Source organism: Nitrosomonas sp. (assembly GCF_021731985.1).
In the GTDB taxonomy this organism is placed as follows: Bacteria; Pseudomonadota; Gammaproteobacteria; order Burkholderiales; family Nitrosomonadaceae; genus Nitrosomonas.
The window spans coordinates 49,891-67,557 of record NZ_JAKFWH010000043.1; the positions used below are offsets into that span (position 1 = coordinate 49,891).

The 17,667-nt window shown below is 45.7% G+C and carries 10 protein-coding genes; 7 read left to right on the plus strand and 3 right to left on the minus strand.

All coding sequences use genetic code 11. The features are described from left to right. The first annotated feature begins 41 nt into the window (after positions 1 to 41). From purL to QZ942_RS05745, 3 genes are all read left to right on the plus strand, one after another. Positions 42 to 4,052, plus strand: a complete 4,011-nt coding sequence (gene purL / locus QZ942_RS05735) for a phosphoribosylformylglycinamidine synthase (protein ID WP_292993730.1) — start codon at positions 42 to 44, stop codon at positions 4,050 to 4,052. Positions 4,053 to 4,167: 115 nt separating this feature from the next. Next, a complete protein-coding gene (locus QZ942_RS05740) occupies positions 4,168 to 5,397 on the plus strand; it encodes a ChaN family lipoprotein (RefSeq protein WP_292993731.1) in 1,230 nt (409 codons plus the stop codon). 31 nt (positions 5,398 to 5,428) lie between these two features. Continuing rightward, positions 5,429 to 7,462, plus strand: a complete 2,034-nt coding sequence (locus QZ942_RS05745) for a M1 family aminopeptidase (protein WP_292993732.1) — start codon at positions 5,429 to 5,431, stop codon at positions 7,460 to 7,462. Between the two features lie 123 nt (positions 7,463 to 7,585). Here QZ942_RS05745 and QZ942_RS05750 read toward each other — a convergent pair whose 3' ends face one another. Both QZ942_RS05750 and QZ942_RS05755 read right to left on the minus strand, forming a co-directional pair. Continuing rightward, positions 7,586 to 7,987, minus strand: coding sequence for a PIN domain-containing protein (locus QZ942_RS05750; protein ID WP_292993733.1), 402 nt, complete (start codon positions 7,985 to 7,987; stop codon positions 7,586 to 7,588). Beyond that, a complete protein-coding gene (locus QZ942_RS05755) occupies positions 7,987 to 8,181 on the minus strand; it encodes a type II toxin-antitoxin system VapB family antitoxin (RefSeq protein WP_292985666.1) in 195 nt (64 codons plus the stop codon). The genes QZ942_RS05750 and QZ942_RS05755 overlap by 1 nt, the downstream gene beginning before the upstream one ends. 572 nt (positions 8,182 to 8,753) lie before the next feature. Here QZ942_RS05755 and QZ942_RS05760 point away from each other — a divergent pair. From QZ942_RS05760 to QZ942_RS05770, 3 genes are all read left to right on the plus strand, one after another. Beyond that, positions 8,754 to 11,708, plus strand: coding sequence for an NACHT domain-containing protein (locus QZ942_RS05760; protein WP_292993734.1), 2,955 nt, complete (start codon positions 8,754 to 8,756; stop codon positions 11,706 to 11,708). A 92-nt stretch (positions 11,709 to 11,800) separates the two neighbouring features. Next, on the plus strand, positions 11,801 to 12,649 hold the full coding sequence (locus QZ942_RS05765; protein ID WP_292993735.1) for a transposase: 849 nt from the start codon (positions 11,801 to 11,803) through the stop codon (positions 12,647 to 12,649). A gap of 165 nt (positions 12,650 to 12,814) precedes the next feature. Then, positions 12,815 to 14,998 carry an OsmC domain/YcaO domain-containing protein gene (locus tag QZ942_RS05770; RefSeq protein WP_292993736.1) on the plus strand — a complete coding sequence of 728 codons (2,184 nt, stop codon included), beginning with the start codon at positions 12,815 to 12,817 and terminating at the stop codon, positions 14,996 to 14,998. A gap of 228 nt (positions 14,999 to 15,226) precedes the next feature. On the opposite strand, the gene QZ942_RS05775 is transcribed toward QZ942_RS05770, so the two are convergent. Next, complete coding sequence (locus QZ942_RS05775; RefSeq protein ID WP_292993737.1) at positions 15,227 to 15,952, minus strand: PEP-CTERM sorting domain-containing protein; 726 nt, start codon at positions 15,950 to 15,952, stop codon at positions 15,227 to 15,229. Between the two features lie 710 nt (positions 15,953 to 16,662). Between QZ942_RS05775 and QZ942_RS05780 the strand changes: the two genes are divergently transcribed. Next, the coding region (locus tag QZ942_RS05780) for a multicopper oxidase domain-containing protein (RefSeq protein ID WP_292993738.1) at positions 16,663 to 17,667 on the plus strand (1,005 nt) is incomplete at its 3' end.

A 17,667-nucleotide genomic window follows, 5' to 3' on the forward strand; every position in this document is an offset into this window, starting at 1 on the left:
GTGTAAAATTGCAATCTTTAAATAATCGCTTATTTCCTCTGATGCTTCAATTTTGTGGTGGACGTGCGCTTTCTCCGTTTCGTCTGGAAAAATTACTCAAAGAAATTAATACACTGAACCTGCAAGTATCCGCGGTCCATACGGAATACTGGCATTTTTGTTCGGTAACACGAAACCTGCAGCATGGTGAGCTGGGTGCGCTGAGAAAGTTACTCAACAATGATCCGGCGCAGGAGAATAGTCCGTATCCCGGCGAGTTCTTTTTAGTATTGCCACGCCCGGGGACCATTTCTCCCTGGTCGAGTAAAGCGACGGATATTGCGCGCCACTGCGGATTAACAGCCATTGAACGCATTGAACGGGGTATCGCGTTTTATATTCAAAGTCATACAAAACTTTCTGCAGAGGATAAGGCACGTCTCGCGCCACTCATTCATGACCGGATGACGGAAGCCGTGTTTGGTTCATTCGATGATGCGGCCAAGTTGTTTCAGCATTTTGCACCGAAGCCCCTTAACACCATTGACGTGATGAACGGCGGTATCGAAGCGCTGCGGCAGGCGAACCAAGCCATGGGGTTGGCGCTATCGGCGGATGAAATTGAGTATCTGGCCTATCATTTCACGCAAGCTGCGCGCAATCCGACCGATGTGGAATTGATGATGTTTGCCCAGGCGAACTCCGAGCATTGCCGCCATAAAATATTTAATGCGGATTGGATTGTGGATGGCAAACCCCAAGACAAATCGCTGTTTGCGATGATCCGCAACACGCATCAAACGCATCCGCAAGGCACGATTGTGGCGTATGCCGATAATTCCAGCGTCATTGAAGGGGCGGAGATAACGCGCTTTTATCCGGGTAACCAGCAGGTTTATGGTTACGCCCAAGAAAAAACACACCTATTAATGAAAGTCGAAACGCATAACCACCCAACCGCTATTTCACCTTTTCCCGGTGCTGCAACCGGTGTCGGCGGAGAAATTCGCGATGAAGGTGCAACCGGCCGTGGCGCCAAACCGAAAGCCGGCTTGTCCGGTTTCTCGGTGTCCAATTTGAATATTCCCGGTTATGCGCAACCGTGGGAATACGATCGTTCTAATCCCGATGGCCAGTCAACGTATGGCAAACCCGGCCGCATTGCTTCTGCGCTGCAAATCATGCTGGAAGGACCGATTGGTGGCGCGGCGTTTAATAATGAATTCGGACGGCCTAATCTGGCGGGCTATTTCCGTACGTTCGAAGAGCGCGTTGCTGGCGAGATGCGCGGTTATCACAAACCAATCATGCTGGCCGGCGGTATCGGGCAGATTTCGGACCGGCATGTGCGCAAAGAAAAATTTCCGCCCGGTACCTTGCTGATTCAATTGGGCGGGCCGGGTATGCTGATTGGATTGGGCGGTGGCGCGGCTTCCAGCATGGATACCGGTACCAATCGGGAAGCACTGGATTTTGACTCGGTGCAACGCGGCAATCCGGAAATGGAACGGCGCGCCCAGGAAGTGATTGACCGTTGCTGGCAGTTGGAAAGAACCGGTGCAGGCAATCCGATTTTATTCATCCATGATGTCGGCGCGGGTGGTTTATCCAATGCATTTCCGGAATTGGTGCATGACTCCGGCAGAGGCGGGCGTTTTAAATTGCGGGATATTCCCTCCGAGGAATCCAGCATGTCACCGATGCAGATCTGGAGTAACGAAGCGCAAGAGCGCTACGTATTAGCCATCAAACCGGAATCGCTCCCGCTGTTTCAAAGCATCTGCGCGCGCGAGCGTTGCCCATTCTCAGTCGTGGGTGAGGCAACCGCTGATGAACAATTGCTGGTGATTGATCAAGAATCAGCAATACCGCCTGTCGATATGGCGTTGTCGGTATTGCTGGGAAAACCGCCCAAAATGACTCGCACTGCTGTTCACGGCGACAGAATACATCCGGCACTCGATTGGTCTGGTACGGATTTGACCGAAGCCGCCTACCGGGTTTTGCATCTGCCTGCGGTGGCCGATAAAACTTTTCTAATCACGATTGGTGATCGCAGTGTCGGCGGCATGACGGCTCGCGATCAAATGGTGGGCCCGTGGCAGATTCCGGTCGCCGACGTCGCGGTGACCAGCATGGGGTATCAGACTGATCTCGGCGAGGCATTTGCCATCGGCGAGCGCACGCCGTTGGCGCTGATCGATCCGGCAGCGGCAGCGCGGATGGCGGTCGGCGAAGCGATCACCAATATCGCTGCCGCGGCGATTACTGATATCGGCAATATCAAGCTTTCGGCCAATTGGATGGCGGCAACCGGTCATCCGGGCGAAGATGCCGGGTTATACGATGCGGTTTATACCGTCGGCATGGAACTGTGCCCGCAACTGGGTATCAGCATCCCGGTGGGGAAAGATTCGATGTCGATGAAGACCGCCTGGGAAGAAACCGATCAAAAGACGCATGCGAAGATTCGCAAAGAAGTGACTGCACCCTTATCACTCATTATTTCCGCGTTCTCCAGTGTCACCGATGTGCGCAAAACTTTGACGCCGCAAATACGCACCGATTGCGGTGACAGCGAATTGATTCTGATTGATCTGGGGCACGGGCAGAGTCGTCTGGGCGGTTCAGCGCTGGCGCAAGTGTATAAACAAGTCGGCAATGCCGCGCCGAATATCGACGGTGAAGCCGGTGCCGCCAAACTCAAGGCGCTGTTTGCCGCGATCCAACAGCTTAATCTGGAACACAAGCTATTGGCTTACCATGACCGTTCCGACGGCGGTCTGTTTGTGACGTTGTGCGAAATGGCGTTTGCCGGGCATACCGGAGTGACGGTGAATCTGGATCAGTTGTGTTTTGACGCGCAGTGTAGTGATATCGACGGATCTGAATTGCGGCCCGAGCAATTGGGCGGTCGCTTCCTGGAACGTTTGTTTGCTGTGCTGTTCAATGAGGAATTGGGCGTTGTTTTGCAGATTAAAACCGCGCAGCGTCAGGAAGTCATGCAGGTGCTGACCGAAGCAGGGTTACGCGATGCCAGTTTTGTCATCGGACAACTGAACGCAACCGATGAAATCCGCCTGATGCGCAATAACAAACCCGTGCTGGCAGAGAAACGGATCGATTTGCAGCGCGCCTGGTCGGAAACCACGTATCAGATGCAAAAACTGCGCGACAATCCGGTTTGTGCGCAACAGGAATATGACCGCATTCTGGATGCCGCTGATCCCGGTCTGCAGGTTGCACTGCGTTTTGATGCGAATGAAGATATCGCTGCGCCGTATATCCAAACCGGAGCGCATCCCCGCATGGCGATCTTGCGAGAACAAGGTGTGAATGGCCATGTGGAAATGGCAGCGGCGTTTGACCGGGCAGGTTTTACTGCGATCGATGTGCATATGAGCGATATCATCGCGGGGCGTGTGTCGTTAAAAGATTTCAAAGGATTCGTCGCGTGCGGCGGATTCTCCTATGGCGATGTACTCGGTGCGGGCGAAGGCTGGGCTAAGTCGATTTTATTCAATTCCCGCGCGCGGTCTGAATTTGAGGCGTTTTTCCAGCGTGCCGATACGTTTGCGCTGGGGGTTTGCAATGGCTGTCAGATGATGAGCAATTTGCATGAAATCATTCCCGGTGCTGAAGCTTGGCCGCGCTTTAAACGCAATGTGTCGGAGCAATTTGAGGCGCGCTTTGTGATGGTGGAAATACAGCCAAGCCCGTCGCTATTTTTTGACGGCATGGCGGGCAGCCGGATGCCGATTACCGTGGCGCACGGTGAAGGCAGGGTTGAGTTTTCTTCCGCGCAACCGGAGAATGCCACTGCATTGGTGACGATGCGTTTTGTGGATAATTACGGGCAAGTTACCGAGAATTATCCCTATAACCCGAATGGATCGCTTCAGGGAATAACCGGGTTAACCACGCCCGATGGACGTTTTAATGTGTTGATGCCGCATCCGGAGCGGGTGTTCCGGGTATCGCAACATTCCTGGTACCCCAACGCGCGATCTGGCTCGACTGAAGATGGCCCGTGGATGCGCCTGTTCAGAAATGCGCGTAAGTGGGTTGGATGACAACAAGCTCAGAGCGAACGGTAATGTGTTCATTCCGTCGTGGTAGGTTTGTCAAACCAGGGATGGAATCAACGGTGTTTTCTTAGGAATTGATCTATTAACAGGATGATCAGAAATGACGAATTTTAGTATAAGCCGACGCAACAGAATTTTGAGCTTGACCGCATTGTTATTGAGTTTGTGCTGGAGTAATAGTTGGGCTGCCATTACACCGGCAAAAAAGCCCGTGCCAAAGGATTGTGTGCCATTGGGGAATTGGGTGATTCCAGGCTCTGGCCAGACCACGCAGCAGGATGTGATCTCGCGTGCGGCGAAAGCCTCGGTGGTGCTGCTGGGTGAAACGCACGTCAATGCCGATCATCACCGCTGGCAATTGCAAACGCTGGTTGCCTTGCACGCGGTGCGTCCGAACATGGTGATCGGGTTCGAAATGTTTCCGCGCCGGGTGCAGGCAGTGCTGGATAAATGGGTAGCCGGTGAGTTAACGGAAAAAGAATTTCTGCGGGCGTCAGAATGGGACCGGGTCTGGAATACCGATGCCAATCTGTATCTGCCCTTATTTCATTTTGCGCGCATGAACCATATCCCCATGCGCGCTTTGAATATTGAAGCCAGTTTGCGGCGTCTGGTGTCGGAAAAGGGTTTTTATGGTGTCTCAATAGAACAACGTGAAGGATTGACGCGACCTGCCGAACCAAGCCAGGCTTATTTGGATTATTTATTTCCGATTTATAAGCAGCATGATCGCAAAGATAAACAGAAAGGGGAAATGAATCAGGATGATCCGGATTTCAGGCGCTTTATTTCCGGGCAGCAATTATGGGATCGCGCCATGGCGCAGGTCCTCCACCGCGCTTTAGCGGAATCTACCGGTTCGGAAAAACCATTGGTTGTCGGTGTGATGGGTGCAGGCCATGTGCTGCATGGTTTTGGTGTTACCCATCAGTTGCATGACTTGGGCGTTCAGAATGTTGCTGCGTTGTTGCCGTGGGACAGCGATAAGTCCTGTAAAAATCTCGTGAAAGGTGTGGCGGATGCAGTGTTTGGCGTTCTGCCCAATGTTTCCGAATCTTTTCAGCCGCAATTCCAGCGGCTGGGTATCCGCTTTGAAATGGGCAGAGGCGGAGCCGTGGTGCTGCAAGTTGAGAAAAATAGCATCGCCGAAGCTGCCAAATTGCAGGATTCCGATGTGATTCTTGAAATGGCCGGCTTGCCGCTTAAAAATACCGAGGATGTTGTCACCATCGTGAAACGTCAGGCGCCGGGAACCTGGATGCCACTCAAAATAAAAAGAGATGATCAAGAAATGCAAATCATCGCCAAGTTTCCATTACTCAAACATTAGAGATGCCCATTAATCGATACTTTATTTACTTATGACAGGCCACACATTCATCAGAAATTTTCTCATTTTTTTATTCATCGGCAGCGTTGCACAGCCTGCTTTTGCGGCCCCCGTCAAATATAACGAGATTGATTACGATATAACGGTACGGATCGATCCCATCGCCCGCACCATCGAAGGCAAAAGCATCATCACAGTTAAAAATCCCAGGGAAATTAACCTGGTGCTGGGGCAGGCATTTGAAGTCACCGAAGCGCTATTTAATGGCGGCTTACTGGGCATCGGCCGTGAACAGGCCAATCAGCCGCATCTTTGGAAGATTCCTTTCAATCTCAGTCAACAGCATCAGTTTGAGATTCATTGGCGGGGGAAATTGGCGCAACTGGACGATTCACTCGATCATCAGCAGACTTTGGGTAGACCGGTTGCAGCCAGCGGGGAAACCGGTACCTTCTTACCCGATGCATCCGGCTGGTATCCACGCGTTACGGACGGATTGGCGCGCTATAAAGTCACACTGGAATTACCTGCCGGGCAGCGTGGCCTAGTGGCAGGGCGGTTAATTGAAGAGAGCGAATCCGCACAAGGCTACCGCGCCGCTTTTGAATTTCCGCATCCGGCCGAAGGAATTGATTTGATGGCCGGGCCGTATGGAATTGAAACGCAGACGTACCCAAATATCAACAACCGGCCGATTCAACTGCGCACCTACTTCCATCCGCAAATCAGCAATCTTTCGGGCGACTATCTGGATGCCGTCAAACGCTATCTGTCTCTATATGAAAAATGGATAGGCGAGTATCCGTATAGCGAGTTCAGCATTGTCTCCAGCCCCACGCCAACCGGTTTTGGCATGCCGACATTGACCTATCTCGGCATCAATGTGCTGCAACTGCCGTTTATCCGCGATACTTCGCTCGGCCACGAAGTGCTGCACAACTGGTGGGGCAATGGGGTTTATCCGGATTACCGAAGCGGCAATTGGTCGGAAGGATTGACCACGTTCATGGCCGATTACGCGTATAAGGAACAGGAAAGCAGCGAAGCCGCACGTGAAATGCGCCTGGGCTGGTTGCGAGATTTTGCCGTGTTGCAACCGGGGCAGGATGCCCCGCTGACTGCATTTACCTCGCGCACGCATAGCGCATCGAAGATTGTCGGATATAACAAAGCGGCGATGTTTTTCTTCATGCTACGAGATGAATTGGGTGAAACGGTCTTTAATCTCGGCATCCAAGGATTGTGGGCCGTGCAGCGCTTCAAAGTCACCTCCTGGCAACATCTGCAGAAAATGTTTGAAATGATTTCAGGGAAAAATCTGCAACCGTTCTTTACGCAATGGCTGGAACGCACTGGCGCACCGGAAATCACCATCAGCGAAGCAAAAAGCGCTCCGGCGGATTCAGGCTATGGGTTATCGATCACACTGAGCCAATCCGAACCGGCGTATCAACTACGGGTTCCGGTTGCGATCCAGAGTCAGGAAAAAACAGAAATTCAATGGCTCGATTTGCACCAAGAGCAGCAAACATTCACGCTGACATTGCCGGATAAACCGTTATCCGTCTCACTCGATCCGGATTTGCGCTTGTTTCGCCAACTGGCGCCTAATGAAGCACCGCCCATCCTGCGCGAAGTGATGGTCAATCCCACCACCGAAACCATCGTTTTAACCGACAAAGGCGAAGTCCGCAAAATCGCCGAGACCCTCGCCAGCAAACTGCAACAGCGCGCACCCAAGCTCATCGCAGCCAATCAGCAACTCTCTGCAGCGCCCACCCTGATCATTGGTCTGCAACCTGCAATCGATGCGTGGCTTGCCGCGAAACAACTGCCAGCCAGACCGGAGGAAATCAACAAAAAAGGCACCGCACAAGCCTGGACACTGGCTCGTGCCGATGGCGCCTCACTGGCCATCGTGTCCGCAAAAGATGCCGCATCACTCGAAGCGCTGATACGCCCGCTACCGCATTATGGGCGGCAGAGTTATATTGTATTTGATGGCCGGGAAGCGATTGAGAAAGGGATTTGGCCGATGCAGGTGCAGCAGGTGGTGGTTGAGTGATGGCTGAGTGTCTGATTGTGAGGGGATTTTTGTTTTGGGTGACTCGCGATGATTCGGTACCTAGCCCCTGACCCCACTGAATACGCGTCAGAGAATCGAATCCCCAAAGTTTAGAGGTGCCCTTTAGATGTTGTTATTCTTTTGCTCGGTATATAGTTTGACTTTAATAACTTGGCCCAACATTTGGAAATGTTTGTCGAGCGAAAATATTGCACAGTGGTTTTCCTTTGCATTTTGAGCAATGATGAGATCGGGAATGCCAATCCCATTGGATCCGGATTTTAAGCATTTTAATTGCGTATCCATAATATCGTCCCAATCAATTTGCAGCGGTAGTCGATTTATTTCGCTCAGCAATTTAACTACTTCTGCTTGGCGCTTCAGCTTTAAGAAGGGGATTAATTCGGCCAAAATCAAATCGTTGGTAACGATAACGTTTTCGTCGATGAGATCATCCAGTTCGGCTGATTGATTACCGGTTCGAAAATAATCGATCCAGACAGACGTGTCGACCAATACCGCCATTACTGGCGCACTCGAATTTCATCAAGATTAATATCCAATTCGATTTTCCCCTTGAATTTCTTAAGATCCGAAATTTTTGATTTCCGGATTAACTCCTCTAGTGCCAATACGATAACAGCGGTTTTGGTTTCGGCGTGGGTTACTCGCATTGCTTCGTTTAACAAATTTTCGGGTAAATCTAGAGTGGTTCTCATGATACCTCCTTATGTAATGCATGCAAGTGTAGGCAATTATGCATAAAGGATCAAGGTTGGTGTTTGAATTAAACGGCCTGCACGAGATACTGCATGTTTACTCCCTTTGTAAATTCCGAATGGGTTTTTTGCCGTTTTTTGAAGTGTACGTGCATTTTTAATTTATCGAGACACCTAATGCCGCAAGAACAATTATTCTTGGTTGTAGACGTGGCCCCTTGATGCGTGGCTATCAATTGCATCCAACGACAATTGGGGTTATGCTTCGCGAGCATAAAGAACAGGAATTCTTGATTCTAGACCTGACACCGTTTTTGAAGAACATCGGAAAGCCGTATGCGGGAAAACCGCACGTACGGTTTGATGAGGGAGGATTGGCGAGAGCCTGTCTTCTACTCTACCTTGATGGGCCCTTGATGCGTGGCTATCAATTGCATCCAACGACAATTGAGGTTATGCTTCACGAGCATTAAGAACAGGGTTTCTTGATTCTAGACACCGTTTTTTAGCTTGATTTTTAGATTCTACAAGTTCTTCATATGACAACATTTTCTATTTAGGATAAAGAAGCTTTGGTAACAGAGATTGAGTTCAGAGAGTTATCGAAAAGCGATGAGTCTCCAATACTAGAATACAAGAAAGAGTGGTATTGGAATGACTCAACCCCTAGTAAAGATATGGCTAACAAATGGGGCGAATTACTAAAAGATGTTATATCTCTATCTAATGGCTACTTGAACTATGTCGGTCAATCTAGATACTTGGTGTTTGGCTACTCTGAGTCAGATCAAACTCTACATGATATAAATCTAAGTAATATAAAACGACTAAGTAATATAAAGTTGTTTAAGAAACATCTATTAGAAAAATTAGAAAGATACACTTCTCCGGCACTTCTAAACTTAGATATTTTTATTCTGACTATTGATGGAAAGGATATGTTGATTCTTAAAATACCATCTCCTTTTCATTTAACAGAATTAAGAAACGAATTAAAAACGAAGACCAGAACGTTGGATACTGGAACAGTGCTTGTCCGAAAAGGGCAATGCTCTGATGAAGTTAGGATAGCATCACCGTCAGAAATACGTGAACTACAAACCGAGTTTGCTAGATATAAATCTAGTCATCAAATCAACAAAGAAACAAGTGAAGATAAAATCGATAAATTTGCGAGGAGCATAGAAAAAACTGTTCAGCTTTACATTAATAAGAATTCCGGGTTCTCATTAGAGATCAACTATCCCATCAAGGTAAAAAATTGGAAGGAAGGCGTTGTATTTGAAGTATTTAAATTGACTGATGCCTTCGGTTCTTTTCGTGAATTTATTTACCTGCATAGCGACTCTAATCAAAGTAAGACTCTGGGTTACATTAAGCAAAATAATCTTATAGAAATACTTAACAAGTCAATAATACTAACAGACAAGCCTAAAATTAAGGATGTAGAGAAGAGAAAAGAGAATATTAAATCCATATTTGGGACCAGTTTTGTATATTTTATTGATGAATTTGGTTATGAGTTTTTATATAAAGATTGCATTCTTGACTACCATGAATACAACCTACCAATATATATCGATAGTCTCTATGACGAAGATGAACGTAAAGATTTATCGGCATTTAACAAATTAAAGGAATGGTTTTATTCAGATTCTCAGCCATTATTTGTCATTAAAGGCCACGGAGGAATTGGAAAGACAACGCTTGCAAAACAGTTCTTGGACTGTATTTTTAAGGAGAATAAAAATTCTGGAATATTATTTATTGATTCCAAGGAAATTATAGATGAATTAGCAAGAAATGCTGGTCCAAATAAAAAGATCGAAGATGTATATGATTTCTATGAGGCCCAAGTAGCTGTTGGTAACGAAGAAAACTCTAAATTTAGCAAAGAACTGCTGAAGCTCTCAATGGATAATGGAAGCATAATTATAGTATTGGATGGTATAGATGAAGTTATAGCAAAATTAGGAAGTAGGTTTGATGTTGATTCTTTTATTTCCTCAGTTTCCACTGAATACACATCAGATTTAAATCGAACCAAAATATTAATAACATGCCGCGATCATTTTTGGAATGATATTGGAAAAAATATTCTTGTTCCAGAAATAACATTAAAAGCTTTTAATGAGACCTTGGCTGAAGAGTTTTTTGTCAAGTCATTAAATAGTGATGATAAAAAAATACGAAAAGCCCTAGAGATAGGAAGAAATCTGGCTATTGAAGATCCTGAGAATGAAGGCGTGTCCTCAGAACTAGTTTTCATACCTTTTTTGCTTGATATGATCTCGTATCTTATCAAGACAAAACATGAAGATTTTTCATCTCATACTTCACTTGATAGCAATATTCTTTCACAGAAAAATCATACTGACTTCTTAGTTGCTAGCGTATGTAATCGAGAAGTTACAAAGCTTGAAACCCTAGACATAAATAAGCAAGTTAAGCTTTTTATGGAAATTTCAGCGAGAAAAGAAAACGGGATTAGCCTCTATGATATAAAGTCAGTACTCAATTCGATTACAGATTCAATTGTGGATGATCAATTGATCGAGAAAATAAAAGGGCATCCTCTTCTTATATGCTCAGAAAACACTTTATCCTTTAGATACGATGTTTTTAACATATATTTCAAGACACTGTTCTTAGTGAGTTTTTTCAAGAACATGGATGTAAACAAGCTAGATGAAAGAACTGCAAGTATAATAAAAGGCTATATTAAATATGATAGTAGCTTCACTGAGGAATTGTGTAAAAGAATTCAATTTGATGATGATTTGGTCATTTTCTGTATAACCATAATTGAATTTCTTTCAGAATCAGCAGAACAAAAAAAAGAAACGATTGTATCCGCAGTATTAGTATTCTTGCTATGCGCACTTCAAAAAACAGAAGGATATAAATTAAATACTGAGAAACGAACAGATTTAATTGAGAAGTTGTTTTCTGACGGCACACAAATCACTGGATTATGTTTAATAGATATTTTTGGAGAAGGTAATGATAGGCCTATATTCGATTTTAGAGGAAAACAGCTAACTAATTGCAGCTTTGATAATTTCGAGTATTTCTGGGAGTGTCTCATGGATGAAAAAACACGATTCAGGTATTCGTTTTTCAGAACTTTAGAGCCTAGAGATGGAATTAAAATCAAAACCTGGAGTAATCTTTTTTCTGAAGGCTGCGATATTTCCTCAATTCAACATTTGATAAGTAAGAAAGAAAGTGAAATTAGATCTAATACTAAAATAGTTCGCGATGATTTAATTAAGATTTTTAGGTTATTTTACGAGAGAGGAAATTTTTATCCAAGAAAGCAAGGACACATAAGATCTAAGGTTTTTACATCAAAACTATTACCAATACTTTTAGCGAAGAAAGTAATAAAGGAATTTCGTGACCCAAAGAAACCAACTATGGAACAATATGTTGTTAGTGATGAGTATAAATCTGTCATAAGCTATATTGAGCAAGGAAGTCATTGTGTTGAGCTATTTAAGCTTGCGGATGAGCTTTCAACCTAATATCGAACAAAGAGAAACCCTCATTCTACCATTGAACCCGAACAATAGGGGTCAGGTCGCGAATCAAGAAAAATAAGTGTATACTGCAAACTATGTCAAGACCACTCCGTTTAGAATTCCCGAATGCGCTTTACCACGTCACTTCGCGTGGAGATCGCCGCGAAGCCATTTATGAAGATGATGATGACCGGGTAAGGTTTTTAGAAATTCTTGGAACGGTTGTGGCTGATTTTAACTGGTTGTGTCATGGCTACTGTTTGATGGATAACCATTATCATCTCATCATTGAAACGCTTGACGGCAATTTGTCAAAAGGTATGCGCCAGCTCAATGGCGTTTATACCCAGGCGTCAAATCGCCGGCATGGACGTGGCGGTCATCTTTTTCAAGGACGTTACAAGGCAATCCTGGTGGATAAGGATCGTTATTTGCTGGAGCTTTCCCGCTATGTTGTTTTGAATCCGCTAAGAGCCAAAGGCATGGTCAAGCGACTTGAAGACTGGCCGTGGAGTAGCTATCAAGCAATGGCGGGAGATGCTGCAAAACCCAAATGGCTGGCAACGGACTGGATATTATCTTTATTTGGAAAGCAAAGGAGAATTGCAATGGAGCGATATCGGCAATTTGTCCTGGAAGGCGTGCAACATCAACCTGAGATATGGTCGAATCTGAAGGGACAAATTTATTTAGGGGATATCGCTTTCGTCACTGAAATGCAGAAAAGAATCGGCGAGGAAAAAGACGATTTAAATATACCCCAGCAGCAAAAGCGGCCGATTGCAAAGCCTCTGTCTGAGATTGCAGCGCAACACAAAGACCGCAAAGCAGCGATCATTGCCGCCTACAAAACCGGTGCATACAGCCAACGAGAAATCGGGGAGTTCTATCAATTGCATCCAACGACAGTTGGGGTTATTGTTCGCAAGAACAAGGATTCTTGATTCTGGAACCATTTTTACCAGTAATTTACCCAAGACTATTGCTGCGAAAAGTCAGATAATTCCCCAATAAAGATCAACCCGCCGACTGGCAGCCGCTGGAAACCTCAAGTAGAAAAAGGTTTAAAACGCTTTCGCGTTGCGGCGCACGACTCCGGAAACTATTCAATGGAAATCAAAGTTAATTTTCTCGACAATCTCAGACTTGAAGCTAAGTTTGATGATTTCACTGTCATTACTGATCAGCCTATTCGCTACAAAGGTGATGGCTCAGCACCCAGTCCTTTTGATTACTTCTTGGCTTCATCGGCCCTTTGTGCGGGTTATTTTGTGCGGGTGTATTGTTTGTCCCGTAACATCCCTACTGAAAACATCAGATTATCGCAGAACAATATTGTTGATCCTGAAAACCGCTATAACCAAATCTTTCAAATTCAAGTGGAGCTGCCAGAAAGTATTTCTGATAAAGATCGCCAAGGTATCTTAAGATCGATTGACCGCTGTACAGTGAAAAAAGTAGTGGAAACTGGCCCTGAGTTTAAAATCGAGCCGATTAAGAACCTCGACGAAGACACACAAATCATGCTGATGGGTCAATCAGAAGGCGATTCCAGCACTTACATCTTAGGGAAAGACCTGTCACTTGAACAAACCATCTCGAACATGACGGGTATTTTGGCCGGCCTTGGCATGAAGATCGAGATTGCCTCTTGGCGCAATATCGTGCCCAATGTGTGGTCGCTGCATTTACGCGATGCCGCGTCGCCTGCGTGTTTTACCAACGGGAAAGGCTCAACCAAAGAGAGCGCGCTTTGCTCGGCGCTAGGTGAGTTTATCGAGCGCCTTAACTGCAATTTCTTTTACAACGATCAGTACTTTGGCGAAGAAATTGCCAACCACGACTTTGTACATTATCCCAATGAAAAATGGTTTAAGCCGGGGCCAAATGACGAGCTGCCAGCAGGCATTTTGGATGAATATTGTTTAGATATCTACAATCAAGACGGTGAACTGCGCGGCTCAAATCTGATTGACACCAACTCGGGTTTGGTTGAGCGTGGCATATGCGCTATCCCCTTTGTGCGTCAGTCCGATGGAGAAACCGTGTATTTCCCATCTAATTTGATTGAGAATTTATTCTTAAGTAACGGTATGAGTGCGGGCAATAACCTGCATGAAGCGCAAGTGCAGTGTCTATCGGAAATCTTCGAACGTGCGGTAAAAAAACAAATTATTGAAGAAGAGATTGCCTTGCCAGACGTGCCGCAACACGTGCTTGAAAAGTACCCAAGCATCTTAGAAGGCATTAACGCTCTGGAACAGAATGGTTTCCCCGTGGTGATTAAAGATGCTTCATTAGGCGGCCAATTTCCAGTGATGTGTGTGACGCTAATGAACCCTAAGACGGGTGGTGTATTTGCATCATTCGGCGCCCACCCAAGCTTTGAAGTGGCGCTGGAGCGCAGCCTGACTGAGCTATTACAAGGCCGCAGCTTTGAAGGTTTAAATGATGTGCCACGGCCAACTTTTAATAGCCTGGCAGTGACAGAGCCAGAAAATTTTGTTGAGCACTTTATTGATTCAACGGGTGTGATCTCTTGGCGCTTCTTTAGTAGCAAGCATGACTATGAATTCTGCGAGTGGGATTTCTCAGGCACCAACGAAGAGGAAAAGGATCGCTTATTGGACATTTTGAAGGGACTGGGCAAAGAAGTTTATATTGCCAATTTTAATGACCTGGGCGCCACAGCTTGTCGCATCCTCGTACCGGATTATTCGGAAGTGTATCCAATCGAAGACCTTATTTGGGACAACACCAACAAGGCGCTGGATTACCGCGAAGATATCTTGAATATTCATTCGCTGAGTGATGATGCCTTGGCGAGTTTGGTGGCGCGTTTAGAAGAAAGTCAGCTGGATAACTACACGGACATTAGAACCCTGATTGGAATTGAGTTCGATGAAAATACGGTTTGGGGAAAGCTGACTATTCTTGAGCTGAAAATTCTTATCACCCTTGCCTTAGGCAATCTTGATGAGGCCATTGAGTTAGTAGAAGCATTCTTGCAATACAATGACAACACCGTAGAACGCGGCTTGTTCTATCAAGCAGTTCATGCCGTACTTGAGATCACTTTGGACGAAGCATTGGCGCTTGAGCATTTTATCGACAACTTGAATAGAATGTTCGGTAAAAAAACCATGGACAATGTGATCGGCTCTGTAACTGGCGAAGTGAAATTCTTTGGCCTAACCAAAACCAGCATGAAGCTAGAAGGCTTAGACAAGCACTTAAGACTAATCGGAAGCTACAAAAAGCTTCATCAAGCCCGCGAGGCGAACAAAGCATAGCGGGTCGCGAACAAAGAAAAATAGATGTATGGCTGCAAGCCATGATAAGGCCACTCTTGTGTATAATGAACTTTAGAAAAAAAGGCGTTTATTTTTCCTATACGAACCATGATATCCACAACGAATCAACGCAATCTGAAAAAGAGAGAGATCTAATTCTGAGATGAATTGATCTCTCTTTAAACATTTCCCCTCAGCAGATGCTAAGAGAGAAATCCGGTTTTATTATTATCTTTTTTGATTACGTAACGAAAAACCGACTAAGCCTAATCCTGCCAACAACATCGCATAGGTTTCTGGTTCTGGAACTGCCGACACAGTCATTGAGCTGAGATAGAATTGATCTGCATGGCTGCCGCCGAATCGGAAGTAGAAATCACTCCCTTCGTGAATCAAACCGAATTGACCTACGTTAAGTGGCAACAATCCTGTGGTCCAAGTTGAATTGTCGAAACTATATTCGAAGGTTTTTCCAGAACCCCAGCTGGTTGTATTATGACCTTCTGAGCGCAAACCCACAGAAGATAACGAAACTGTCTGATCGAAATGTAACCAAAGCGTTTCATGTGAGGTAATATTATCGTCACTGGTATCGCTGCTCTTGTGGTAAACGCCTAAACCTGCGCCGATTGCATCACTTCCTGAAAGTTTTCCGTTGTAGGCATTTTCATGATCCTGAACGACCGCTGCTCCTGAACCAAAAGCCCCGCCATTGTAGGAACCTAACGCGTGTACGGTAAGGCCGCCATTGGTGTATGTAAGATCACCACCGAGCGTCGTTGCAATATTTGAACTACACAGATCGCCACCGCTACAAGGAACACCATCCGTTGGCAGAAAACCACTATTGGTGGAACCTGTATACATAAGGTTTGCGAAGTCGAAGATCACAGGGGCCGCTGCAACAGGGCCGCTTGCCAAAGCAAAAAAAGCTAAAACAGGTATAACACGCATTTCAAATACTCCTAAAAAATATTTCATTTTGATTTATTCATTCTCAGCACATTTTTACTCTCAGGTTGTGCTGTTGATGGAAACCACTTCACTCCAGCTAATTACAATCTAATCGTAAGAACTTGAGTATTATGATATTAATCTCAAGATGCATTGAATACTATAGTCAATTCATCCTTTATTTCTTGTATATTTGTCCTGAATGAATACTGAAATCCGGCAATAAAGCAAGGAATTTGGAAATTTTCTGGCTTGCATGAGCACACAGAAGCATAGAAGGAGTATCAAGGATGTCATGATTCACTTGAATCAAAATCAAAATCAAAGCGACGCACTAAGTGATGCAATAAATGCAGCAACAGGCTGGCTATACGCTAATTTGGTGGTTTAAATGCCGATAGTGGAACAATTAGAACGGCAGAAAGTGTTATATCAGACACCAGCTCGAGAAGCGGCGAAAGTCCCATGAGTGGATTTAATGAAATCTGGGGAAAAATAGAAGATCGGTGCACAGTTAAATCGCCTTGAATCCACAAAACAGAATTTCCATACCTTGCTGGAATCGGGTTGCTAATTATGGTTGAACTGGTACACTAATTTACAGGTAGTAATCTTGCTGCAGGCTATTATTCTGAGAAATAGAAATACCTAATATTGATTAAGTTTTCTAACCATCATAAGACTTGTCGTTGTCACACGAGAGGTTAATCATGACACACATTGATTATAAAAGACGTCAATTCCTGCAATATGCAGCATTAGGTACACTCGCCACGACATTGCCCGGATTTGCATTGGCAGAAAGCCGCGAGTTTAATCAGACTCCCAACAATTTATTCAAAGCCGATGTTGAAATCGCATTAACCGCTCAAACCGCTGATGTCCCTATTCTTCCGGGCGCTCATACTCATGTTTTTAAGTACACTGGAAAATTGCTGAAGGGGCCCCAATCAGCCCTTAAAGAATTGCCAGGTTATTTAGGACCAATCCTCAATTTCGAGCAGGGCCAGAAAGTCCGGATATACTTTTATAATCAATTGGCAGAGCCGTGTGTTACCCACTGGCACGGCATGCATGTGCCACAGGTAATGGACGGACATCCTATGTACGCCATCTATCGTGGTGAACAGTATGTCTATGAATTTGAGGTGAAGAACCCTGCTGGCACTAACTGGTATCATTCACACACGCATGAATTAACCGCCACTCAGGTATATCAAGGCTTGGCAGGCCTCATCACCATATCCGATGAAGCGGAACGAAAACTGGATTTGCCCAGTGGTGAATTTGATATCCCGCTTGTCATTCAAGACCGTAGCTTTACCAATGGCAACCAATTACGTTATATGCTTAATAGGCACCAGCGGATGAGAGGTTTTCTGGGTGACACGATTCTGGTCAATGGCCAAGAAAACAGCACTATTCCTGTAAAAACCAGAGCCTATCGTTTGCGCATACTCAATGGATCAAATTCCAGAATCTACAAACTGGGTTGGGAGGATGGTACACCAATGATAGCGATCGGTACGGACGGTGGATTACTGGAGAAGCCCGAAACTTTACCCTACATCATGCTTGCGCCTGCCGAACGTGTTGAACTGTGGGTTGATTTTAGCGGACGCAAACCCGGTTCCGATCTTACGTTGCAAAGCTTGGCCTATCAGGGATCTGCAGCGCATATGGGAGGGGGCATGGGTGGCGGAATGCGTCAGGGC